General features: G+C 42.1%; 22 protein-coding genes and 1 tRNA gene. 11 read left to right on the forward strand and 12 right to left on the reverse strand.

The features are described from left to right. On the forward strand, nucleotides 1-384 hold a 384-nt coding region (locus FTT75_RS13255; protein ID WP_005177914.1), incomplete at its 5' end, for an integrase core domain-containing protein. On the opposite strand, the gene FTT75_RS13260 is transcribed toward FTT75_RS13255, so the two are convergent. The 4 genes from FTT75_RS13260 to FTT75_RS13275 all read right to left on the reverse strand — a co-directional run bounded on the left by FTT75_RS13260 (nucleotide 381) and on the right by FTT75_RS13275 (nucleotide 3,939). Further along, on the reverse strand, nucleotides 381-821 hold the full coding sequence (locus FTT75_RS13260; protein WP_180186627.1) for a hypothetical protein: 441 nt from the start codon (nucleotides 819-821) through the stop codon (nucleotides 381-383). The genes FTT75_RS13255 and FTT75_RS13260 overlap by 4 nt on opposite strands. 103 nt (nucleotides 822-924) lie before the next feature. Beyond that, nucleotides 925-2,250, reverse strand: coding sequence for an integrase arm-type DNA-binding domain-containing protein (locus FTT75_RS13265; protein WP_180186643.1), 1,326 nt, complete (start codon nucleotides 2,248-2,250; stop codon nucleotides 925-927). Nucleotides 2,251-2,419: 169 nt separating this feature from the next. Beyond that, nucleotides 2,420-2,495, reverse strand: a tRNA-Arg gene (locus FTT75_RS13270). An 88-nt stretch (nucleotides 2,496-2,583) separates the two neighbouring features. Next, complete coding sequence (locus tag FTT75_RS13275; protein ID WP_180186629.1) at nucleotides 2,584-3,939, reverse strand: amino acid permease; 1,356 nt, start codon at nucleotides 3,937-3,939, stop codon at nucleotides 2,584-2,586. Nucleotides 3,940-4,272: 333 nt separating this feature from the next. Here FTT75_RS13275 and prpF point away from each other — a divergent pair, with 333 nt between their 5' ends. Then, nucleotides 4,273-5,463: a 2-methylaconitate cis-trans isomerase PrpF gene (prpF, locus tag FTT75_RS13280; RefSeq protein WP_180041179.1), complete on the forward strand. Its 1,191-nt coding sequence runs from the start codon at nucleotides 4,273-4,275 to the stop codon at nucleotides 5,461-5,463. 524 nt (nucleotides 5,464-5,987) lie between these two features. Next, nucleotides 5,988-6,896 (forward strand): polyprenyl synthetase family protein, encoded by a 909-nt coding sequence (locus FTT75_RS13285; protein WP_005096193.1) that lies wholly within the window; start codon nucleotides 5,988-5,990, stop codon nucleotides 6,894-6,896. A gap of 93 nt (nucleotides 6,897-6,989) precedes the next feature. Here FTT75_RS13285 and putP read toward each other — a convergent pair whose 3' ends face one another. From putP to FTT75_RS13310, 5 genes are all read right to left on the reverse strand, one after another. Beyond that, a complete protein-coding gene (gene putP, locus FTT75_RS13290) occupies nucleotides 6,990-8,480 on the reverse strand; it encodes a sodium/proline symporter PutP (RefSeq protein ID WP_074383116.1) in 1,491 nt (496 codons plus the stop codon). A 213-nt stretch (nucleotides 8,481-8,693) separates the two neighbouring features. After that, nucleotides 8,694-9,551, reverse strand: coding sequence for an SPFH domain-containing protein (locus FTT75_RS13295; RefSeq protein ID WP_005096199.1), 858 nt, complete (start codon nucleotides 9,549-9,551; stop codon nucleotides 8,694-8,696). A gap of 3 nt (nucleotides 9,552-9,554) precedes the next feature. After that, a complete protein-coding gene (locus tag FTT75_RS13300; protein ID WP_100355312.1) occupies nucleotides 9,555-10,037 on the reverse strand; it encodes an NfeD family protein in 483 nt (160 codons plus the stop codon). Nucleotides 10,038-10,139: 102 nt separating this feature from the next. Next, nucleotides 10,140-11,057, reverse strand: coding sequence for a patatin-like phospholipase family protein (locus tag FTT75_RS13305; protein ID WP_100357283.1), 918 nt, complete (start codon nucleotides 11,055-11,057; stop codon nucleotides 10,140-10,142). A 63-nt stretch (nucleotides 11,058-11,120) separates the two neighbouring features. Then, a complete protein-coding gene (locus FTT75_RS13310; protein ID WP_180097277.1) occupies nucleotides 11,121-11,750 on the reverse strand; it encodes a 1-acyl-sn-glycerol-3-phosphate acyltransferase in 630 nt (209 codons plus the stop codon). 132 nt (nucleotides 11,751-11,882) lie between these two features. Between FTT75_RS13310 and FTT75_RS13315 the strand changes: the two genes are divergently transcribed. The 3 genes from FTT75_RS13315 (at nucleotide 11,883) to FTT75_RS13325 (ending at nucleotide 15,682) form a co-directional block, all read left to right on the forward strand. Then, entirely contained in the window at nucleotides 11,883-13,139 is a 1,257-nt protein-coding gene (locus FTT75_RS13315; protein WP_180186631.1) for an MFS transporter, read from the forward strand. Nucleotides 13,140-13,485: 346 nt separating this feature from the next. Beyond that, on the forward strand, nucleotides 13,486-14,781 hold the full coding sequence (locus FTT75_RS13320; protein WP_180186633.1) for a DcaP family trimeric outer membrane transporter: 1,296 nt from the start codon (nucleotides 13,486-13,488) through the stop codon (nucleotides 14,779-14,781). A gap of 199 nt (nucleotides 14,782-14,980) precedes the next feature. After that, the gene (locus FTT75_RS13325; protein ID WP_180186635.1) at nucleotides 14,981-15,682 is read left to right on the forward strand and encodes an HAD family hydrolase; all 702 of its coding nucleotides are present in this window, start codon (nucleotides 14,981-14,983) and stop codon (nucleotides 15,680-15,682) included. Between the two features lies 1 nt (nucleotide 15,683). Here FTT75_RS13325 and FTT75_RS13330 read toward each other — a convergent pair whose 3' ends face one another. Beyond that, nucleotides 15,684-16,361, reverse strand: coding sequence for a DUF421 domain-containing protein (locus FTT75_RS13330; RefSeq protein ID WP_180186636.1), 678 nt, complete (start codon nucleotides 16,359-16,361; stop codon nucleotides 15,684-15,686). Nucleotides 16,362-16,824: 463 nt separating this feature from the next. Between FTT75_RS13330 and FTT75_RS13335 the strand changes: the two genes are divergently transcribed. After that, a complete protein-coding gene (locus FTT75_RS13335) occupies nucleotides 16,825-17,511 on the forward strand; it encodes a carbonic anhydrase (protein WP_180097295.1) in 687 nt (228 codons plus the stop codon). Nucleotides 17,512-17,561: 50 nt separating this feature from the next. On the opposite strand, the gene FTT75_RS13340 is transcribed toward FTT75_RS13335, so the two are convergent. Next, the gene (locus FTT75_RS13340; protein ID WP_180186637.1) at nucleotides 17,562-18,098 is read right to left on the reverse strand and encodes a hypothetical protein; all 537 of its coding nucleotides are present in this window, start codon (nucleotides 18,096-18,098) and stop codon (nucleotides 17,562-17,564) included. A gap of 162 nt (nucleotides 18,099-18,260) precedes the next feature. On the opposite strand from FTT75_RS13340, the gene FTT75_RS13345 reads away from it, so the two are divergent. From FTT75_RS13345 to FTT75_RS13360, 4 genes are all read left to right on the forward strand, one after another. Beyond that, nucleotides 18,261-19,304: a molecular chaperone DnaJ gene (locus FTT75_RS13345; RefSeq protein ID WP_180186638.1), complete on the forward strand. Its 1,044-nt coding sequence runs from the start codon at nucleotides 18,261-18,263 to the stop codon at nucleotides 19,302-19,304. 90 nt (nucleotides 19,305-19,394) lie between these two features. Continuing rightward, complete coding sequence (locus FTT75_RS13350) at nucleotides 19,395-19,757, forward strand: endonuclease domain-containing protein (RefSeq protein WP_100357274.1); 363 nt, start codon at nucleotides 19,395-19,397, stop codon at nucleotides 19,755-19,757. Nucleotides 19,758-20,000: 243 nt separating this feature from the next. After that, on the forward strand, nucleotides 20,001-20,714 hold the full coding sequence (locus tag FTT75_RS13355) for an FRG domain-containing protein (protein ID WP_100534432.1): 714 nt from the start codon (nucleotides 20,001-20,003) through the stop codon (nucleotides 20,712-20,714). A gap of 7 nt (nucleotides 20,715-20,721) precedes the next feature. Further along, nucleotides 20,722-21,231 carry a YfbU family protein gene (locus FTT75_RS13360; protein ID WP_100357272.1) on the forward strand — a complete coding sequence of 170 codons (510 nt, stop codon included), beginning with the start codon at nucleotides 20,722-20,724 and terminating at the stop codon, nucleotides 21,229-21,231. Nucleotides 21,232-21,278: 47 nt separating this feature from the next. Here the strand turns inward: FTT75_RS13360 and FTT75_RS13365 are convergent, their stop codons facing one another. After that, nucleotides 21,279-24,173 (reverse strand): valine--tRNA ligase, encoded by a 2,895-nt coding sequence (locus FTT75_RS13365; protein ID WP_180186639.1) that lies wholly within the window; start codon nucleotides 24,171-24,173, stop codon nucleotides 21,279-21,281. Nucleotides 24,174-24,222 lie beyond the last annotated feature (49 nt).

Below are 24,222 nucleotides of genomic sequence, written 5' to 3' on the forward strand. Positions count from 1 at the left end.
ATGGTGCTCGATGCACTTGAGCAAGCATTGCACGATCGAGGCATGCCAAAGAATGTGATTCATCATTCCGATAGAGGTGTTCAATATCTTTCTATTCGCTATACCAATCGTTTAGAAGCTGCAAATTTACGAGCATCAGTCGGTACAACTGGTGATTCATACGATAATGCTCTGGCTGAAACGGTGAATGGCTTATACAAAACAGAGGTGATTGAATATTTAAAAGCAGATTGGCAAGGTTTAGCAGATGTACAACTTGCGACACTAAACTGGGTAGATTGGTTCAATAAAAAGCGTGTACACAGTGCACTGGGTTATGTATCGCCTTTTGAGTTTGAAGCAATGTACTATGATAAGATTAACCCGTTAGGTCAGGTGGCCTAACTTAAATAAAAAAGTCTCCGACAAACCCGGTACGGTTCATCGGATAAATAATCAATCACATCGACAAGATAATTGTGCTCATCATCACCAAAAATCATTTTATTAATAGTATTAATACCTTTGGTTTCTGCTTGATAGCAATATTTAAAAGCAGCATCCAAAGTTTTCAGGGAATAATAATAAACTAAGACTTCTGCAGGCTCATCGTTTGGTGAACCATGCTCAATATTCTCCATAAAATCTCTTATAAAGCCGTCAGCGTTGGGCATATTTTCCAGCTTTAAGGTATTTTCAAATGCACGTTTGGTTATTTCGCCATCTTTAACTTGTCTAGCACAAAGAGTGCAAACCCTATCAAATATTCTTCTAAAGAAATCGTAATGTTTTCCTTCTAAGGTTAATGCTTCTTCTATAGTGGTAGTTGACCAACTTATCATGTCTCGTGCCTCCCACAGCACCCCAAAATGATGCTAAGTCAATCGGATTGGGTGTCCGACTTTTCGCCCCGTCAGGCTAGACTTAGCAAACTGTTAAAACCAGTTATTTAGCCAGTTTTGCATATTTAAAATTGATGACATCATTGTTTAGAAGTTGCTGAGTGAAGTCATAAGGGCTTATATACCTATGTTGATTCGCCTCTAAGTAGTCACTCCACCAATTCAGCATAGCTTTCCGTTCTTCTAAATATTCTGCTTGGTGCGTATATGCCAAACGTACCTGGTCACGTTCTTGGTGACTCATTTGCTTCTCTACTGCTTCCGTTTGAAATAGAGTGCTTTGCACCAGGGCAGAACAAGCCATACCCCTAAAGCCATGCCCGCATATCTCGTTATCAGTGTCATATCCTAAACGGCGCAAAGTATTATTGATTGTAGTTTCACTGATAAAACCTTGAGGGTCGCCGTTCTTTGGAAAGACATTTTTAGTCATGTGACTATAGACATGAATCTCGTTAAGAATGGAAATGACTTGAGGGGATAGGGGTATCAGGTGTTCTGTTTTCATTTTTGCACCACGATTAGAAAACTTTTGGCCCTCAATCAATTCTCTCTCTGGTGGAATAGTCCATATCCCTTTTATAAGGTCGAACTCGGACCAGCGAGCAAAACGTATTTCACTAGAGCGTGCAAAGGTGTGCAATGTGAACCCCGCACACAATCGCGTTAATGGGTAGCCGGTATCATTACTCAATCTTTGCAGTAACTCAGGTAATCGCTCAAGTGGCAATTGCGGGTAGTGCTTCGCCTTGTTGGTCTTAACAAATACGTCCTTTAAAAAATAGGACGGGTTTTCTTCTAACAAACCTCTTGAGATTGCATAAGCAAAAATGGAGCTAAATCTCTGTCTTGTTTTTTTTAGTACCTCAGCAAATCCTTTTTCCTCAATTGACCGCAAAACCATAACTAAATCTCTCGGCTTCACTTCATCAATAGACTTGTCCCCGATCAAGGGGAATACATAGTCCTCTAAGTTTCTTAATGCCTTGTTTGCGGTATCAGGTATCCATCTGCCTGTATTGCTATATTCCTTATGCCAGTCGCGGGCTATGGCTTCAAAACTAAAAGAATTGTCCTTTTTATACTTTTGGATTTCTTCATATTCGATAGGATCCATACCTTCCGCCTGCAGTTGTTCATAAGTACGGCGTTTATCCCTTGCAGATTTTAGGCTTAATGCAGGGAAGTTACCTAGAGTCATTAACCCATCTTTGCCATTGGCTTTTTTATATTTATATCGCCATACCTTCGTACCACTCTTTCGAACAAATAGGATCAGACCATGCCCGTCATATAAAGAATAATCTTTATCTTGTGGCTTGGCGCTGGTGCATTTGGAATCTGAAAGCGGTGTTATGTGTTTGGCCATAATAGGAATAAGGATATAAAAATGGATAGAATTCAATATATCCTCGTATATATCCTTATAGCTTGCAACTATATCCTTATTTATTTTGTTATGTTCTGCTATGTTTTTATTATAAAACCTTGTGTTTAAAGGCTTTCAGACTATATTTTTGTATGTTCAGCTATTGATTTGGTGCGCCCTGCAGGACTCGAACCCACGCCGGTCACTTAGGAGGCAACTGCTCTATCCAGTTAAGCTAAGGGCGCAAAGAACGGTTAATGTACTGCAAAATAAAGCAAAAAAAAAGTTATTGCTGGAGCAATAACTTTTTCAAATCTCATTTAAATAACGTGATTAGCTATTTTTCGGTTTAAGCAACTTAAACAGGCCTAACATGATCACAATCCAGACAGGAATCATATAGACCGATTCCTGGAATCCTTGTGTCCACATAATGTAAAGAATAGTTGCAATAAAGCCCAGTACCAAGATGTTGCTTGCAGGTGACCACAGCGCAGGGAACGATGTTTTCTGTCCGAGCTTTTTCATACTCTGAATAAATTTCAGATGGGTCAGCGTAATCATCGCCCAGTTCAACACTAACGCACCGACCACAATATAAATCAAGTGGCTTAATGCATCTTCAGGAACAAAGTAGTTAAGTAATACACAGCCGAAAATCAGCGCGGCAGAAAACAATACCGCAGCAATCGGAGTACCTTGTTTATTCACTTGCATGAAGACTTTAGGTGCATTTCCTTGCTGAGCCAGACCATAGAGCATGCGGCTATTGGCATACATACCGCTGTTATAGACAGACAGTGCAGCCGTTAAAATAATAAAGTTCAGTAAGTGTGCTGCCCAGCCAATGCCCAGTTGACTGAAAATCATTACAAATGGACTTTTATCCAGACCACCTAGCTCAAGCTGATTCCAGGGCACCAGTGATAACAAAATCGTCAATGCACCCACATAGAAAATCAGGATACGGAACACCACCTGATTAATCGCTTTCGGAATGGTCTTCTCTGGATTTTCAGCTTCTGCTGCTGCCATACCGATCAGTTCAATCCCACCGAAGGCAAACATCAGGAAGGCCAGCATGAAGAACAGACCTTCAAAGCCATTCGGGAAGAAACCACCTGCAGTCCATAAATTACTGAAAGACGCAGTCGAGGAAGCATCTGCAGTCAAGATCAGATATAAACCGAAGACAATCATCGAGATAACTGCAGTCACTTTAATGATTGAAAGCCAAAATTCTGATTCACCGTAGAATTTCACATTGCCGAGGTTGACCAGGGTAATCACGATAAAGAAAAACAGTACCGATGCCCAAGCTGGAATAAAAGGCCACCAATAGTTAATATATTTCGCAACGGCAGTAAGTTCGGTCATGGCCACCAGGATATATAAAATCCAGTAGTTCCAGCCCGCAAGGAAACCGGGGAACTTGCCCCAGTATTTATAAGCAAAATGGCTGAATGAACCTGCGACAGGTTCATGAACAATCATCTCACCCAATTGACGCATGATTAAAAATGCAATCAAGCCACCAATGGCATAGCCCAAAATAATAGAAGGACCCGCAGATTGGATCACCTGTGCGGAACCTAAGAATAAGCCTGTGCCAATTGCACCGCCCATGGCGATCAACTGAATATGACGGTTCTTTAAGCCACGCTGAAGTTGTGAAGACTCGTTATTCAAAGTGTTCAGCCCGACAATGGAAAAAATAAGTATAAAGATTGTAATGGAACAAAGTTCAGAAACCTAGTGCAAGACTTTGAATGAAATATTATTATCAGATTTATAATAAAAAATTATAAAAATAAATTAAATAAAAGATAACTGAATCAATATATTAATTTTATTGACATTGTAACTGATGAGTTTCCTGTTTTTTTGCTCTGATACGAATGCTGATTTTTTATACTTAGGTCGGAGCACTGAACTTCCTTGGCTTTAAAGCGATTATACTCTTCTCATAAGTATTCCATAACTTTTACCAAAACAAAGACAAGCCAAAGGATGAAACAATTCATGAGTTTTGCAGCCCAAATCAAGATTCCTGCAACCTATATGCGTGGAGGCACCAGTAAAGGCGTTTTTTTTAAGCTGGATGATTTGCCCGCAGAAGCACAACAGGCCGGCCGGATTCGTGATCAGCTTCTGCTGCGCGTGATTGGTAGCCCAGATCCTTATGCTAAACAGATCGATGGTATGGGCGGCGCCAGTTCAAGTACCAGCAAGACCGTGATTCTGTCAAAAAGCCAGCAGGCCGATCATGATGTTGATTATTTATTTGGTCAGGTGGCAATTGACCGTCCTTTTGTGGACTGGAGTGGTAATTGCGGTAATCTCACCGCAGCAGTGGGAGCTTTTGCCATTTCTAATGATCTGATTGATAGATCACGTATTCCGGAAAATGGGCTGTGTACAGTCCGCATCTGGCAGGCCAATATTCAAAAAACCATTATTGCGCATGTACCAATGCGAAATGGTCAAGTTCAGGAGTTGGGCGATTTTGAACTGGATGGTGTGACTTTTCCGGCAGCCGAAGTACAGATCGAGTTTTTAGATCCTGCCGATGATGATGGCGAAGGCGGTTCGATGTTTCCGACAGGTAATCTGGTCGATACGCTGGAAGTTCCCAATATTGGCAGTTTTGAAGTCACCATGATTAATGCCGGCATTCCCACCGTGTTTTTGAATGCGGGAGATTTGGGTTATAACGGCACCGAGCTTCAGGATCATATGAATAATGATGCGGCAGCGCTGGCAAAGTTTGAAACCATTCGTGCTTATGCTGCGAAGCAGATGGGATTGATTCAGGACATTAGCGAAGCAGCTAACCGTCAGCACACCCCAAAAATCGCTTTTGTAGCGCCATCCAAAACTTATACCTCATCAAGTGGCAAGGTGGTTGCCGAAGCAGATGCCGATATTCTGGTTCGTGCCTTGTCTATGGGGAAACTGCATCATGCCATGATGGGCACAGCTGCGGTGGCAATTGGTACGGCGGCAGCCATTCCGGGGACTCTGGTGAATCGGGTGGCAGGCGGTGTAGAGCGTGAAGCCGTGCGTTTTGGCCATCCTTCGGGGACTTTAAGAGTAGGCGCACAAGCAAGTCAGGAAAATGGAGAGTGGAAAGTGAAAAAAGCCATCATGAGTCGCAGTGCACGTGTGTTGATGGAAGGTTGGGTACGCGTTCCTGAAGATGTTTTGCTCTAGTTTGATTTGCCGACCCATTATTTAGCCTGAGAAAATTACTGTTGTGACCATTACTGGCCAAAATTTTGACTCAGCTATCGTTGGCATGGTAGGAAGTAATAAAAGCTATCAGAGAATACGTTTAAATATCTAAACTTGTTTATATTTAGAGGTAGATATTGTCCAGCCTCATCTTTCCTTTAAAAGTTTAAATGGATTTGTGCAGGTGAAATCCTACTTTGGAAAGACCCAAGGTAGGCAAAGGTCTCTTATTGCCCATACACGACGTCCTGTGGTGATGGGCAATGTGTGGCATCTCTGCCACAGGCACTTGATAAATCCAAGCACTTCAACTCTGGGACAGTAGCGCTGTCGCGGCAGTGGTTTTTTAGTGGAGGAACATATTTTGATATCTATTGCTGCTTTAAATCAATCCACAGATAAAGCTGAAAATTCAAGGCGATTGTAGGTACAATAGTGCTTATCAGGACAAGTGGCTCAAACTTGTTATTTTCATCCTTCCGGACTATGTATTCGAGGCAAATGTGTCATCTATTACTGACGTATCAATCCATGCATTGACTCAAGCACAACATCGTATTCAACAAGATTTACTGACAGCCCTAGATGCCTTTGCCATTCCTGAACCTTTAAAGTCGGCGGTGCATCATGCCGTGATGCTGGGAGGGAAGCGTGTTCGTCCAGCATTATGCTATGCCACAGCAGCACTAAAACCGAATCAGAATACCGCGGCGGTACGCCGTGCGGCGGTTGCGATTGAATTTATCCATTGTTATTCACTGGCACATGATGATCTGCCGTGTATGGACAATGATTTGCTGCGCCGTGGTCAGCCGACCTGTCATGTGGCTTATGGTGAAGATACCGCGCTTTTGGCAGGTGATATTCTACAGTCGATGGCCTTTGAAATTTTAGGCAGTCGTCTGTTTGATCAAGGTCCTGCGGTAGATGCTTCGATTGTGCTAAAACAAATGCAGATTCTGGCCACAGCCTCTTCGAAAATGGTCAATGGTCAGGTGTTGGATTTGCAGTCCGAAGGCAAAAAAATTGATCAGGACGTATTAGAAACCATTCATCGTAATAAAACCGGTGCCTTGATGAGTGCTGCGATCATGATGGCGGCGGTCACAATCTTTGAAGGTACAGATCTGGCGATTCCAAAGCTGCGTGAGTTTGGACAGGCGATTGGTCTGGCCTTCCAGGTGCAGGACGATATTCTGGATATTATTTCTGATACCGAAGTGTTGGGTAAAACAGCTGGCAAGGATGAGCAGGTAGAAAAATCGACATATCCTGCCTTGATGGGGCTGGAACAGGCCAAAGCCTATGCACAGCAATTGCATGATCAGGCCTTAGCCGCACTTGCTCATTTTGATGATCAGGCGGCAGAGCTGATCTCTATCACTCAGTTTTTACTCCAGCGTAAAAATTAAAATGGCTTGAATCTGTTCATTGTTTTTATTTTGAGTAATTGTTCAGGTATTAAAAAAGCGGACTTAAAGTCCGCTTTTTTTGATCGTTAATTTTTACTTGGTTTCGTTATACAGACGTTCAGCCTGTTCAAAACGATCGGTAATTTCAGCCGTAGGTACTTTACCCATCAAGCTCACTACAATGATGGCAATGAATGAGCAGATAAAGCCCGGGATAATTTCATAGACACCTGTTGCTGCGAACAGGTTTTTCCATAAAATCACCATCACTGCACCCATAATCATACCTGCCAAGGCACCATTCAAAGTCATGCGTTTCCAGAACAGGGACAGAATGATCAGCGGGCCAAATGCAGCACCAAAACCGGCCCAGGCATAAGCGACCAGACCCAGCACTTTCGATTCAGGATTACCCGCCATCCAGATTGCCAGCAGGGCAATCAGCAGCACCATAAAACGGCCAACCCAAACCAGTTCTTTTTGAGATGCATTTTTGCGCAGGAAGGATTTATAAAAATCCTCTGTCAGCGTACTTGAGCAGACCAGAAGCTGACAGCTTAAAGTACTCATTACCGCAGCCAAAATCGCAGCCAGGACAATACCGGCAATCCATGGGTTGAACAGAATTTTGGTCAATTCCATAAATACAGTTTCAGGATTGGCATTCACCACACTGGCCAGTTCCGGATGTTGCTGGAAATAGGCAATGCCAAAGAAACCGGCAGCCACGGCACCAGCTAAGCACAGGATCATCCAGGTCATACCAATACGGCGTGCATTTGGAATTGACTTGACTGAATCTGCCGCCATAAAGCGCACCAGAATATGTGGCTGACCAAAATAACCCAAGCCCCATGCCAGTAGCGACAGGATGGCCACCGTACTTAAGTCACCGACCAGATTCATGGCCTGTGGACGTGCTGCTTCAAGCGCCAGAGTGACCTGAGACATATCAGAGAAGGTCAAAAGGGTCACAATTGGCGTGAGCAACAGCGCAAAGATCATCAGGCCGGCCTGAATGGTATCGGTCCAGCTGACTGCCAGGAAACCGCCAATAAATACATAACTGATGGTGGCAATGGCACTGATCCAGAGCGCCGTCGTGTAGGACATTTCAAACATGCTTTCGAACAGGCGCGCACCTGCCACCATGCCTGAGGCACAGTAAATCGCAAAGAAAATCAGAATCACAAAAGCCGATACAATACGTAAAATTTTCTTCTGGTCGTTAAAACGATTGGAAAAATAATCTGGAAGGGTCAGGGCATTGTGCTGAACTTCCGTATGTACCCGCAAGCGGCCAGCCACCAGCAACCAGTTTAACCAGGCACCAATAATCAGGCCAATCGCAATCCACATTTCCGACAAACCGGAAAGATAAATTGCACCGGGCAGGCCCATTAGCAGCCAGCCACTCATATCGGAAGCCCCAGCGGAAAGTGCAGTAACAAAACTACCTAAACGACGGCCCCCTAAAATGTAATCGGAAAAGTTTGTGGTCGCACGATAAGCCATCAGGCCGATCACCACCATGGCGACAATATAAAAAAGAAAGGTAATTAACGTTGGATTTAGGGAGCTCATACGGTATCCATTTTCGAGTTGGACAGTAATCGAATAAGGACTTATGTTGATGATAAATGCTGTGGCGAAACACAGATCTGGCATCAAAGCCCAAAGGATTTCAAAAAATAACGCGAAATTTAAGCATAAATTCCAAATCTTTGCTGAGATTTTCGTGTTTAAACGAAAAATAGGCAGCGAATACGCTGCCTATGGATTTGAAAATGAAAATTTTTACTGAGGCGGACGACCCATCACGCCTCGAATCGTGTTCAGCACGTCTGCAGGCAAGACCACCGTTTTGGCATTTGGTGATTTGGCCATATCTTGCATGGCCTTGATATATTGCTCACCGAGTAAATAGGCAACCGGAATCTCATTACTACCAATTGCCGAAGTCACCATATCAATCGCACGTTGTGAAGATTCAGCCAGAACCACCTGTGCTTCTGCATCACGGCGCGATGCTTCCAGACGACCATCCGCTTCCAGAATGGCAGCCTGTTTTTCACCATCCGCTTTGGTCACGGTTGCACGACGTTGACGTTCAGCAGCGGCCTGTTCTTCCATCGCGGTTTGCATGGTGACTGACGGTTTAATGTCTTGAATTTCAACGGTTTTAAGCGTGATACCCCAGTCCGAGATATCATCGGAAATACTGGATTTTAAACGTGCTTTAATATGATCACGTGATGATAGTGCATCATCCAGATCCATTTCACCGACAATCGAACGTAATGAGGTTTGTACCAGGTTTTGAATTGCCCAAGAATAGTTTTCAATGCCGTAGACCGCTTTTTCAGGTGTGGTCAGGTTGATATAGGCCACCGCATTCATGAGTAACACGGCATTATCACGGGTAATCACTTCCTGTGAAGGAATATCCAGCACAATATCTTTGGTGGTGACTTTATAAGCCACTTCATCAATATACGGAATGACAAAATTCAGACCCGGATTCAGCGTCGTATGGTATTTGCCCAAGCGTTGTGCGATCCATTTATAACCTTGCGGGACAATACGTACCCCTTTAAAAATTGTAATCGCCACAAAGGCCAAAAATGCGATAACAATTATAGTTCCACCAGACATATCTTATTCACCTTTTTCATTTTGATAATGTGTGCTGTGGGGTTGAACCACCAGATCATTCCCCAGAATATCCACGACGCGAACACGGTCACCGACCTGAACCTGATCCAGAGTACGACATTCCCATTCATCCGAACCTAAAACTGGCATCGGAAAGCGCACCCGGATTTGCCCATGATCCAGATTAGTCTGAATCACCATGCCCACCTGACCAATGGTCGCTTCACGCGATAGACCGGCTTTGGTCTTGTCAATGGAAAGTGGCTTGATAAACTTGAACCAGAGCAGCGTACACAGAACAGAAAGAACGATCCAGGTCAGGAGCTGGGTCGTCAGTCCCATCATCGGGAACATCCAGTACAGGACGCCAACCATGATGGCACCGATCCCGAACCACAGGGCAGCAAATGCGGGCAGCAGTAATTCCGACAGAATCAGAAGGATGCCTAATACAAACCAGTGCCAAGGTTCAAGAACTAATTCCATATCGTGACCTATATCGCTAAGTATTTAATTAATCATCATCTTTATATGATTGATCTTCAATGTAGCAGATGCGGCAGCAGATGAATATAAAAAATTCATGCATCAAAATTTTGCCTGACGGGGCGGTTTAAATGCCGCTGGCGACTGCTTAAAGTTGCTAATAGCTTTTTCAATAGTACGGATTTTCAGCTGAGCCGCCTTTTCACCTTCCAGAATGGTGGCATTGCTGGCTTTCAGGTCCAAAGTACCGATATGGCCGACTTTGGGCTGAATCACCACAGTGGCCTGACTCAACTCTTCATTAATGCTTTGCTGTCCCATAATATTTAGGGTCTGATCCAGTACGCCCCACATATTCAAGGCTTTATTACCATCCGGACGGGCAGAAATATCCACGGCAATGACAATGTCTGCTCCCATATCTTTGGCGGTCTTGACCGGAATTGGGCTAATCAGACCGCCATCGACATATTTGATGCCGCCAATCACGGCAGGCACAAATACATTCGGAATACTACAGGAAGCACGAACCGCCTGTCCGGCATTGCCTTTAATAAAGTCAGCTTTACGCCCATTGTCCAGGCGAGTGGCAACTGCAGCAAAACGAATTGGGAATTGTTCAATCGGTTTGTTCGCCACATTTTTATTGACGAAATTCTGCAATTTTTGTCCGGCAATAATCCCTTGTCGATTTAAGGTTAAATCACGGATGTCCGATTCCTTAAAGTTCAAGGCAATTTGCTGCAACTGATACGGTGATTTGCCGCTGGCATATAGACTGCCGACAAAACTGCCGGCACTTGTGCCTGTGACAATTTTCGGTTTAATGCCGTGTGACTCCAGTACCTTAATCACGCCAATATGGGCGAAGCCTTTCGCACCGCCGCCGCCAAGTGCAATTGCAATCACGGGTTCGCGGGCCTGAAGTGGTGTAGGAGTCGGTGTGGTTTTACTGGCTTTATCACATGCAGCCAGACTGAGGCCAAGACAGCCAATCAGAGCATAAGACGCTAATTTCATTGTAGGAAATGATCACTAAATCATCAAAATATAGGCTATCAGAGCAAAAAAACAGGATTTTGCCTAGTCTTTTTTCAACAGCTTTTGTAAAGGCCGGGCAATCCAGTCCGGATTTTTTGCCGAAATCTTGCCTTGATAATGTGCATAAATCTGCACCAGATCATGTTCATAATCGCCCGTCGGCTGATAGACACCCAGAATATGAATGGTTTTAATATCATAATCAAAAGCCAGCATGACAATAGGCAGGCCGGCCTGATCGGCAATATGATAAAAACCACTGCGGATTTTTTCTGGCGCTTTACGTGAACCTTCGGGTGCCATACCGACCCAAATCTGGGGTTTTCGCTTGATGATTTCCACGATCTGCTGAGTATGACCTTGTGGACTATCCCGAACCACCGGAATCACCCCAATCCATTCAAGTAAGGGCTTTAATGGGGTATGGAACAAGCTGTTTTTACCAAAAATAGTGACCTTTAACCCGATAGCTAAGAGTGCAATAAAACCATGCCAGGCATCAATATTGGACGTATGTGGAGAAATAATCGCAACGGCTTTTGGTAAATTGGGAAACTCACCTTCAAGCTGCCAGCCCTGCACTAAAAAGATCCGTTTAAAAAAATAACGGCTGAGTCGATTGCCTCGACTGGGCACCAAGGGAGGTAATTCTGGAAAGTGCTTTTTGGTCATGCTTAAAGTCTCTTCCTGACACATATTTTTCTTTATTTTTAATGATATTAGGCTTTTACTTTGGTTTTTTCATTGGCAAAATGTCCAGCTTGTTGAATGATTTCTGCTTCTTTTGCCTATTAAGGACCCAGCATGCCGAATATGCGGAATACTTACATTGTGTTGTTTTCCCTGTATTGGGCGCAAGGATTGCCAGTCGGATTTATGACCCATGCTTTGCCGGTGATCTTACGGGCAGAAGGAGTGTCGCTGGCACAGATCGGTGGTTTTGGCCTGCTCATGCTGCCTTGGTCAATCAAGGTGTTTTGGGCGCCATTGGTCGATCGTTATGGCTCTCAAGCCACAGGGCATTATCGAAGCTGGATTATTCCGCTGCAATTGCTCTCGGTGGCAGTGCTGATCGCCTTGTCCTTTTTGCCCATTCAGGCTTTAGATCAGCCGGTTTATCTATTGGCCTTTTTTATTGCGTTATTATTTATGAATGGGGTGGGGGCGACACAGGATATTGCCACCGATGCACTGGCAGTCAATATTCTGAAAAATGAACAGCAGCACTGGGGCAATACCTTTCAGGTGATTGGATCACGTTTGGGTTTCATTGTCGGTGGTGGTGCGATTTTACTGTTTTTAGATCTGTTGCAGTGGCAAAGCACTTTTTTGCTTTTGGCTGCACTGGTTTTTATAAACACACTGCCTGTTTTAAAATTTAAAGAGCCACAGCATCGCTCGATCGCATCTGAGCAAATTACCGCTTCCAGTAAAATAAAAATCAAAGCCTATTTTCAGTATTTTTATACACATCCAGGCTTGCGTTGCTGGTTGCTGGTCTTGCTGACATTTAAAGTCGCGGATGGGCTGTCTGGCCCTTTGCTGAAGCCTTTAATGGTCGATCTCGGTCTGAGTTTCAGCCAGATCGGCGTATATGTGACCATGCTGGGTGCAGGTGCCGCCTTGATCGGGGCCGGTTTGGCAGGTTATTGCCTGAAGTTTTTTTCGCGTCGCTCTTGTTTGATGTCTTTTTCGATTCTCAAAATACTGAGCTTAATGGCCTATGCCTGGCTGGCAGCACAATATGAAGCCCAGCTTAAAGTCGAAAACTGGCTGATTTATACTATTAATGCAGCAGAAGATCTGGTTTCGGCAATGCTCTTGGTGGTAATGCTGACGCTCATTATGCAATACAGCCGTAAGCGTCTGGCCGGGACTGATTTTACTTTTCAAGTCTCAATTATGGCGACGGTAAGTGGTGGCTTATATATGTTGAGTGGGATATTGGGGGATTATTTAGGCTATGCAAAATATCTAACCTATATTGTTTATATCAGCATAGTGCTTCTATTGCCTATCGTATTTTGGGGGAGAGTCGATCAGCAATCACAGTCATCATGAAATATGAATTAAAGCTGACTGAAAAAAAAGCAATCTATTTTAAAAGTGTGGTTAATACATATTATAGATAAAAGTATGAGATAAAAATGATTTCAAACTGATTTGAAAGTTGTTAAATTCTTGATGTTTTCAAGTAGCTTGTTGTGTAGCTAGGGTTAAAAGTGTAAGTCCAGTCAAATACATGACATGATACGTGGGCTTTTAACTCGACATATATTGCGTGAGTCGTCTTTCGAGATCATAACCAAGCTATTTCATAATTATAGATATTCCACACGGTGTAGGTTTCAGTTGAAATCACCGAACTTCCAATGCCAATGAACATGTGTTCACTATGGAGAATTTAATGAGTCAAGTTTTAACAGGAAAGTTTTTAGCTAAAGGATTAGCAGTAGCAGTAACAACATTGATGATGGGGACTGTTGCACATGCTGAAACACAAGAGCAAAAAGAAATTAAGCAGCTGCGCCAAGAAATTGAAGCATTAAAAGCATTAGTATTACAGCAGCAACAAGTTCAGCAAACTCAAGCAGTGCAAATAGAACAAGTCAAAGCAACCCCACAACAATCAGCAGCTGCACCGAAAGCCCTAAGTACAAAATCAGATACTGAAGTGAAGCTATATGGTTTCGTTCGTGGTGATGCGAACTATATCATTGAAGGTTCGTCAGGTGACTTCTCTGATGTTGCTAACGTTGGCAACGGTAAGGCGAATCAACCCAATGCTCAACAAACCAGAGATAAATTTGTGGCAACAGCAAAAACAACACGAATAGGTTTAGATTTTAAAACCAATGTTGAAGGTGCAGAGATTGGCGGTAAACTTGAAAGTGATTTTGCAGGTAGTAACGATTCATTCCGTATACGTCAAGCATATTTAACCTATGAAAATTGGTTGATTGGTCAAACACAATCTACCTTCTTGTCAAATCATGCACCGTTTATGATTGACTTCAGCACCAACGTCGGTGGGGGGACTACCCGTCTACCAATGGTTCGTTATGGTTTTGATTTGACACCGGCAACACAATTGTTCTTAGCGGCAGAAAAACCAAACTCAAGTGCTGAAGACATCAAATCAAGCGTACCAACATTGACCGCTAAATTGGCACACAACTTTGATGACAAAAAAGGTAATGCGTCTGCGCGTGCTTTAGTTGAAGTTTATAAAGATGAAGACATTAACAAGCGTAAAGCAGGTTGGGGTCTAGCTGCAGGTACAACGTATCAAGTACTTGATCCTTTAAAAGCGACGCTAGATGTCAGCTATACCAAAGGTGTGAACGGTATTTTGTATGGTACCAATGCCAACAGTGCATTCGTAAATGATGAAAATGACCGTAATATTGAGCAAAATGAAATTTGGGCGGTACAAACGGGCTTAACCTACAGCATCTTACCTAACTTAAAAACATCAATAGGTTATGGTGCATTGTTTGCTGATAAAGATTCAGACTATGCAGACCTCAATGTCAATGCTACTGCAAACAAAGAGGTACAACAAGCGTGGTTAAACTTGGTGTATTCACCTGTTAAACCACTTGAGTTTGGTGTTGAGTATGTCAACGGTGAGCGTAAAGACTTTAATAATGATAAATTCAAAGATAATCGTATTGGTTTAATGAGCAAATATAGCTTCTAATTGATGATATAACGCTTAATAAAAAATCCCACCACTTGGTGGGATTTTTTTATATAAATATTCGACAAAAATAATGAATATTCAAGCAAATTCTTGCTGCTACAGTTTATCCCTTTTATACCAAGCTTAGTCCTGATGAATAGAGGTGTATTGTGTGAAACTTGCTAACATAAGCTTAATTTTATGTTTGGATTTGCATGTGAACATTCAAGCTGTTTTATTTGACCTCGACAATACCTTGACCCATCGTGATCTGACTGCACAGGCCTATAGCCGTTATCTGGCAGAATATTATGCGCCAGCATTGGCACAGGTCGAGCCTGACAAAATTATCGAGATTGTACGGCGCATCGATAATGGCGGTTATCCGAAAAAGGAATTGTTGACGCATGGCAGTATAGGTGCTTCGGCGGCTTATGCCTTATTACAGGAGCTATCCTGGTTAAATCCTCCCAGTATAGAAGAGCTGGCACAGTTCTGGTTCAGCCAGTTTGGTCGTTGCGCTGTAGAAATGCCGGATGCCAAACAGGTACTAGAACAGTTGAAATCCCAAGGCTATCAACTGGCGATTGTTTCCAATGGTGGACACGGCACCCGTTTAAATACCATTCGGGGTTTGGGGATTGCCGGTTATTTTGATGAAATCATCAGTTCGGGATTAGCCGGCTTCAGTAAACCCCAACCGGAAATTTTCCAGATTGCAGCAGCGCGTCTGGATGTCCTGCCTGAACATTGTTTATATATTGGCGATCATCCGGTGAATGATGTACAGGGAGCCAAGAGTGCCGGCATGCATGCCTTGTGGATGCAGGGTTTTCATCCTGATGCCGAAGAAATACAATATAAAATTCAGCAGTTACCTGAAATTTTCACACATTTACAACGTCTGAATCAGGTTTAATTTAAGTGATACGTGTACAGTTCATCGCTGCAGCCCATTGCGAGGAGTCGCAGCGAGGGCATTGTTGTGTCGCTTTGACCAGGTTTTGAACCTGACCACAGTAAATACAGGCATATAAACGCTCTGCTTTCACTTGTTCGACGATTGAGCAGGTTTTAGGAAATAGCGGCAGGCCGTATTTCACCTGATCATCGCTAAAATATAACACACTGAATTTACCATCGGTTTCCAGTAATCCGGTACGTACCTGACCGAGATGTTCAACACCTTGCTGGCGCATTTCGGCAAAGAATTCATCATGTGACATTTTGCCTTTTTTAATCTCTTCGATGACCAGTACACCATTTTCTACGATATAAATTGGTTTGCCTTCCAGTAGGTCTTCAAACCATTGATATTTCATCATCAGCCAGGTGGTCAGGCGATACATCAAGATAATCACCGACATGACCAGAACTGCCTGAATCAGGGGAATATCTTCAGTAAACATCGGGTCGCCGGCAATTGAGCCCAAGGACAGAATGATCGCGACTTCAAAGATGGAAAGCTGTCGTACACCACGTTTTCCGGTCAGCCGTAAAAACAGTATAATCATGATATACATGACTATACAACGCAGCAAAATCTCTGATGCAAAGCTCCAAGTCGTATCATGAATAAAGATCGAGACCCAATCCATTAAGCTGTTCCTATAACGCGTTGAGCTGAGTCTAGCAATGTGGCAGGTTTATTTACTGCTGTTTTTATGTAAGCTTTTGAATATAAAATATATTATTGAAAAATAGAGCGAATTTATAATCAGATTTATTTATGAAGTAGCTAGAAGTTTCATGTAAATATTGCATAAATATTCATCACTTTAATTGTGATTCAGCTCACACTTTATTCCAAGTTGGTTTAGGACACTAAAATGATTATCTTATTGAAATTTAAATAATAATTTATAAATACTATATCTTTTCATAGACTTAAGTGTTTGGAAATTTGTAAATGAATTACCCAAATTGAGTAAAAATCTGTAGTTTGTGCCCTGAAAAATAGTCAGTGATAAAGCTAAAAAATTGTTTTCTAAATGAAAAATTCTTGATGACGGTTCTAAGAGGGACAATATTGTGAAAAAAATATTCACGCTTTTAACGGTTATGGGTTTAAGTACAGCGGTCTGGGCAGATGCGGATTGGGATTATACTCAGCCTGAGCAATGGTCGACTTTGAGCCAGAAATATTCGGCCTGTAATGGTCTGAACCAGTCACCAATCAATATTGAGCGGACGGTAAAAGCACAATTGGAACCGCTGAAATTTAGTTATAACAACATGATTCACGCCATTGAAAATAAAGGTCATACCATTCAGGTGGACTTTGCCGAAGGTGGTGAGCTGGAGCTGGATGGGGAGCGTTTTGAACTGAAACAGTTCCATTTGCATAGTCCGAGTGAGAACCTGATTCAAGGTAAAAGTTATCCTTTAGAGATTCATTTTGTCCATGCCAATGCTGATGGTGAGCTGGCAGTGGTTGGCATGATGTTTGAGCAGGGGCAGGACAGCCAGATGCTAAAACAGATGTGGAAACGTTTGCCGAAAAAGCAGGGTGAAAAAGTCGTGTTAAAGACACCACAGCCTGTCAATCAGTTGCTGCCTAAAAATCTGGATTATTATCGCTTTAGTGGCTCGCTGACCACCCCACCTTGTTCAGAGGGTGTGCGCTGGCTCATTTTAAAAGAGATCCAACAGGCTTCAGCCAAACAGATTGCTGAATTTTCCAAATTAATGGGGCATCCGAATAACCGTCCGGTACAGCCATTAAATGGTCGTGTCATTGTGGAATAATCATTTTGTTTGCGCCATTCGCCTACACATTGATGGCCTGAAAAGGCAATTTAAGGTTGTAGGTGATGGCTCTTTTCAATCTGTTTAATTAACTGATGGCTCGCATCATGAATATACTGGCTATGTTTATTCAGTAAAGCTTGATGCTTGAGCTGTTTCTGGTTTTTAGGCTGTAATAAATGTTGTTGCAGAATTTCCTCGGAATGAAACAGTGCAAATGCCAATTGATTCAGGTTTGGGTCATAAATTTGACTATGTACAAATATATGCAGTTCTTTAGAAAAGACCGGAATCAATTCCAGATATTCGGTTTCTAGCGTATGTAAGATATTTTGAGTACTTTGCTGATGTAACTGCATTTGTTCAATGAAGTCAGCACTATAACGGCGAATACGATAAAGTGTCGGCAGCATCGTGACAAAGAATTTTTGTTTTTGCATGTCTTGTAAGGCATTATCACGATTTTGTGCCAAATGATTTAAATATAAGGGCACACTAATGGCGACAAAAATTGCAAACACAGATCCTAGCGCTTGAACCCATGCAGCGAGTTCCTGATTAAAGATTAAATCTGCCTGAGTTGCCATCTGAATCTCCTTTCAGCACAGTCACAAATTAAGTTATTGTTATATTGTTTGATATTAAACAAAATTTATTTGCATAAGGTGTATATTTGTGTCGATAACTGGCATACACCTGTCTCATAAAACCGTTAAACTTAATAATCTGTCCTGCTTATTTTGAATATCATGTCTTTCAATTTAAAAACCATGATTCAGCCATTCACAGCGCTTTCGACACAGCAGAAAAAGCTGGATCGCCTGATTGATAGAATTGAACAGCAGAAGCTTGAGCTGGCACAGTGGCAGCAGGCTGAAGAAGAGATTCGACAATATACACAGCAAAATTTCATACCGGTCTATCATGAATTGCATGGCGTTTTGTTCGAGCAGCTTGAACAATTGTGGCAGCATCTGCATGAGGCAGAATTTTCCAAGGCCGAGATCGTCGTACTGGATGAAAAAATTCAATCCCTGGCGGCTTACTTAAAAGATTCACAGGCAATGTCGGTGCAGGAAGCGCATAAGGTCAATGAAATTGATAGTTACTATCAGCAGCTCAATGAACATGTCCAACACAGAAAAAATCAGAAAAAGACCAATGCATCAGAAGGGTTTTCCGAAGATCAAAATGGTATAGATCAGGCCGACACAGATGTATTTGAAGAATGGGATAGTGAACATTTTCAACAAGTACGTGAGCAAGCCAGATTAAAACGCCAGCAGGAAAAACAGGCGCAGGCAGCAGCGATGGCAGAGCAGTCATTGAAAACCGTGTATTTAAAAATTGCGGCGGCCATTCATCCTGACCGTGAAGCGAATGATGTCAAGAAAATAAAAAAGACAGAGTTGTTGCAACATGCCAATCAGGCTTATGAAAAGCAGGATTTATTTGCTTTATTGAAAATGCAGCTTCAGATTGAACAAGACCGAGATCCTTCACAAAAGAGTTTAACTGCAGAACAAATCAAGCTTTATCAACTGGCGTTAGATGCGCAAAGTCAGACATTACAAGGTCAAATTGATACATTGATCAATAGGTTAGTTTGGTCATCGAAAACCAGAATTGCAGTAAAAAAGGCGAAAGGCAAGGTTCAGATTGCTGACTTGTATAAGCAGATTGATGAAGATACTTCAGCCATCAAACAGCAGATTAAAGTGGAAAAAGAACGGTTGATGTATATCAAAAAGGTGAGTGGCTTGGAGATGTTTTTAAGGCATGGGATGCTTTAATTTAAATAGAATCATTGCGTTCAAAAAAAAGCGCAAGTGATGAGCACCCTGAGAATTATACTGAGGGTACAAGGGACAGGGAAAATAACAATGAAAATAGATCCCCAATTATTAGAATTCGCCAAATCTATGCGCCACACCGCCACTGATGCAGAACACCTGATGTGGCAACTCCTACGTGCCAAGCGATTTATGAATCTTAAATTTCGTCGTCAGCATGTGATCAAACCTTATATCGTGGATTTTTACTGTCATGAGCTTGGTTTGGTGATTGAGTTGGATGGTAGTCAGCATGCAATAGATGATGCAATTGAATACGATGCTGAACGTACTAAGTTTTTAGAGGCTTTGGGGTTAACTGTTGTGCGGTATTGGAATCATGATGTGTTGGGGCGGACGGATGTGGTTTTAGAACATTTATGGAATGTATGCTTTGAACTGAAAATAAATTAATAATAGAAGCCCCTTCTCCCTCTGGGAGAAGGCTAGGGTGAGGGCAGAATTTATAATGACAAAAATTAAAAGCACCTCTCCCTAACCCTCTCCTAAAAGGAGAGGAAACACCATTGTGAAATCCATGCAATCATTAAATCAAATGAAGCTCCCTCTCCCTATGGGAGAGGGTTGGGGAGAGGGTTGTAAGCAAGTTGTGAAGATGCTAATAATAGTTGCGTGAAATTAATAAGTTAAAAGAATATGAGTGATTGGAATATATTTCTTGAAAATATAAAAACTGCGGAACAGGAATTAGGTAACCCGGCTGAAATTTGGTATAGAGGGCAATCCAAGTGCGAATGGACGTTAGAGCCAAGTCTAGTAAGAGTTGATAGTTGGGAATCAAAAGAAAAACTTCTTTTTGATGAATTTAAACGTTTATCAGTAGGGGTCTTCGAGAAAAGATCAAATGATTGGGATACATTATTTGATATGCAACATTATTGGATTCCAACGCGTTTATTAGATTGGACAACAGTTTTAGGCGTCGCATTAGCTTTTATTTTACATTCTGATTATTCGAATGATACAGATAGTGCAATTTATGTATTAGATCCATTCGCATTAAATCGTTTAAGTGGTCGTCACGAAATTATTGGTCTTCCAGAAGATGCATCATTTGAATATAAAAAAACATATTGGGAAAATCGACCTGTGAAAATTGAAAAACCTTTAGCAATACAACCTAATTATATTAGTGACAGATTGAAAGCTCAGGCTGGAAGATTCACAGTATTTGGGACAGCAGGTGGAAATTTTGAGAAAACTGCAACAGATTGTTTTCGTAAAATTATTTTGCCTGCTTCAGCTAAAGCTGAAGCTAGAATTTTCTTAAAGTGGGCAAATTTAAACGAATTTACTATTTATCCTGATATGGTTGGTATAGCCAATCATATTAAAACCAAAATTTTTTAGGTGTGATATGAAGTTAGAAAAAAAAGATCGCTTGATCTTGATTAACCAATATAAAATTTTAGCAAAATTGGATGTAAATGATGCTACTTATTATAAAGAGTTAATCCAGATTCTAGAAAATGGCTATGAAATTTTCTATTCGTTATTAGATCAATGGATAGATGATGAGATACCAGTAGAAAAAAGTCGTTTTGTGCTCAATATTCTGGATTTATATAGAGCAATTGAAGATTTAAAAAGAAAAACTAAAGATTCGCGATTGCTACAACATTCCTATGGAAACTTTAAAGGTTTTGATGGTAATAATGAGTCAGAATATCTTGGTTTCACAAGATTTTTAATTGAAATACAAGGTAAGTTTCAAGAGCAAAAACAATATTATTATGAGAATGATCATCTAAATAGCCATTGTCCAATGATTCATAAATACGAAAGAATGTTAGCGAAAGTTAAAGAAGGTGAAATTAGTATTTGGCAGATGAGTACTGAGCAAGCTTTAAGTATATTGGATGCATAAAAAATCCCCTCACTAAGAGGGGATTTTTGAATCAATCTAACAACGCATTAAAGCGCCGCAATTTGCTCCATATTCGCTTTAATCTTCGCTAACTGATCAGCAAACTCAGCAAGTTTCACCTTCTCACCTTCAACCACAGCAGCAGGTGCTTTCGCGACAAAACCTTCATTGCCAAGTTTAGTCGCAATTTGGTCATGTTGCTTTTGAACCTTGTCTAAGTCTTTTTGTAGACGACCCAATTCCGCTTTAGGGTCAATTAAACCCTTCATTGGAACGTATACAGACACGTGACCGACTACAGATGAAGAAGACAATGGTGGTTGTTCACCATCAGCCAAGAAGGTAATGCTTTCAACTTTCGCCAATGCTTTGAACAATGGTTCAATACGTGCAATCTGCGCTTTTTCAGCTTCAGTGGTGTTCTGAAGAAGAACTGGCAACAAGCGCGCATTACCTAAGCCCATTTCACCACGGATGTTACGTACCGCACCAATCAAACCTTGCAGCCATTGCATATCTGCTTCAGCTTGTTCGTTGATTTTCGCTTCATCTGCAACAGGGTACTGAGCCAACATGATTGTTTCGCCAGAAATGTTCAGTTTCGGCGCAAGCGTTTGCCAAATTTCTTCTGTCAAGTAAGGCATCAACGGATGTGCCAAACGTAAAGACGCTTCCATCACAGCAAGAAGAACACGGCGGATTTCAGCTTTACGTTCTACCGAGATATTTTCATCATTCAGAACAGGCTTAGTCAGCTCGACATACCAGTCACAGTATTCATTCCAAATGAACTCGTAAATCGCTTGTGCAGCCAAGTCTAAACGATACGTTGCAAATGCTGTTTGCACTGCTTGTTCTGCTTTTTGTAAACGGCTTACGATCCACTGTTCAGGCAATTCCCAAAGGTCTTGACGAACGTCTTGACCAATCACTTGCTCTTCGCAGTTCATCATCACGAAACGAGTAGCGTTCCAGATTTTGTTGGCAAAGTTACGGTAACCTTCAACACGCTTCATGTCGAACTTAATGTCACGACCCGTGTTTGCAAGCGCACAGAATGTGAAACGAACCGCATCTGTACCGTAAGATTGAATCCCTTCAGGGAATTCTTTACGAGTCGATTTTTCAATCTTCGCTGCTTGTTTCGGGTTCATCAAACCTGTTGTACGTTTTTGTACTAGCGTTTCAAGATCAACACCATCAATCAAGTCTAATGGGTCAAGCACGTTGCCCTTAGACTTCGACATTTTCTGACCTTCGCCATCACGCACCAAACCATGTACATACACAGTTTTAAATGGAACTTGCGGTGTACCATCTTCATTTTTCATGAAGTGCATGGTCATCATGATCATACGGGCAACCCAAAAGAAGATGATGTCAAAACCAGTCACAAGTACATCAGTCGGGTGGAAAGTATTTAAGAAATAGTTTTCTTTATCTTTGGCTTCATCGCCAGTCCAACCTAAGGTTGAGAATGTCCAAAGACCTGATGAGAACCATGTATCGAGTACGTCTTCGTCTTGGTCTAATTGAACATCGGCAGGGATATTGTTTTTCGCACGAACTTCAGCTTCGTCACGACCTACATAAACATTACCATCTACATCGTACCAAGCAGGAATACGGTGACCCCACCACAATTGACGCGAGATACACCAGTCTTGGATGTTGTTCATCCAAGCCATGTACATGTTGCTGTATTGCTCAGGTACAAATTTAATCTCGCCATCTTTAACCGCTTTAATTGCAGGCTCAGCAAGAGGGGCAATTTTCACATACCATTGGTCAGTAAGTAGAGGCTCAACGATCACGCCTGAACGGTCACCGCGAGGTGGTTTAAGCGTATACGGTTGGATTTGCTCTAACCAGCCTTCAGCTTCAGCTTGTTCAACTAATTTTTTACGTGCTTCAAAACGATCTAAGCCCACATATTCCGCAGGTGCAGGGATGGTTTTAGAAATTTGCTCGCCTGCTTTTGCGATGTATTCAAACTCAGCCAACACTTCAGCATTTTTGTTGAAGATGTTGATGATTGGCAATTCGCAGCGTTTACCCACTTCATAGTCATTGAAATCATGCGCAGGGGTGATTTTTACACAGCCTGTACCAAATTCTTTGTCAACATATTCATCTTTAACAATTGCCACGCTACGACCGGTAATCGGCAGGATGATGTTTTTGCCGACAAGATGTGCATAACGCTCATCATCCAGCGCAACTGCAATGGCAGTATCACCGAGCAGGGTTTCAGGACGGGTGGTTGCGACCACGATATAATCTTTGCCATCGTGCGTGCGCAATGATTTATCTTCAAAGAAATATTTCAGATGCCACAATGAACCTGCTTCTTCTTTATCAGACTCAACTTCTAAGTCAGAAAGCGCAGTTTGTAATTTTGGATCCCAGTTAACAAGGCGTTTACCACGGTAGATCAAACCTTGTTCATGCAGTTTTACAAATACCTCTTTGACCGCATTGGATAGACCATCATCCATAGTGAAGCGTTCACGTGACCAGTCTACAGAAGAACCCAAACGACGGATTTGACGGGTAATGTTACCGCCAGACTGTTCTTTCCATTCCCAGACTTTTTCGATGAACTTTTCACGGCCCAAGTCATGACGGCTAATACCTTCTGCACCAAGCTGACGTTCTACCACCATTTGGGTGGCAATACCGGCGTGGTCAGTACCCGGTTGCCAAAGCGTATTTTTACCTGACATACGGTTATAACGGGTCAATGCATCCATGATGGCATTGTTAAAACCATGACCCATGTGCAAGTTACCAGTGACATTTGGCGGCGGAATCATGATACAGAATGATTCGCCTTTTTCAGAAGGCTTGAAGTAGCCGCGTTCTTCCCAAGTTTGGTACCATTTTTTCTCGATCTCGGTCGGATCGTAGGTTGTCGCGATATTTTGCGCTGAATCAGTCATAGTCTAAACAGATCAAAAGTAGATGAAAAATTGGATCTATTGTAGCAAA

This window comes from Acinetobacter sp. YH01008 (genome assembly GCF_013420435.1).
Lineage (GTDB): Bacteria > Pseudomonadota > Gammaproteobacteria > Pseudomonadales > Moraxellaceae > Acinetobacter > Acinetobacter pseudolwoffii.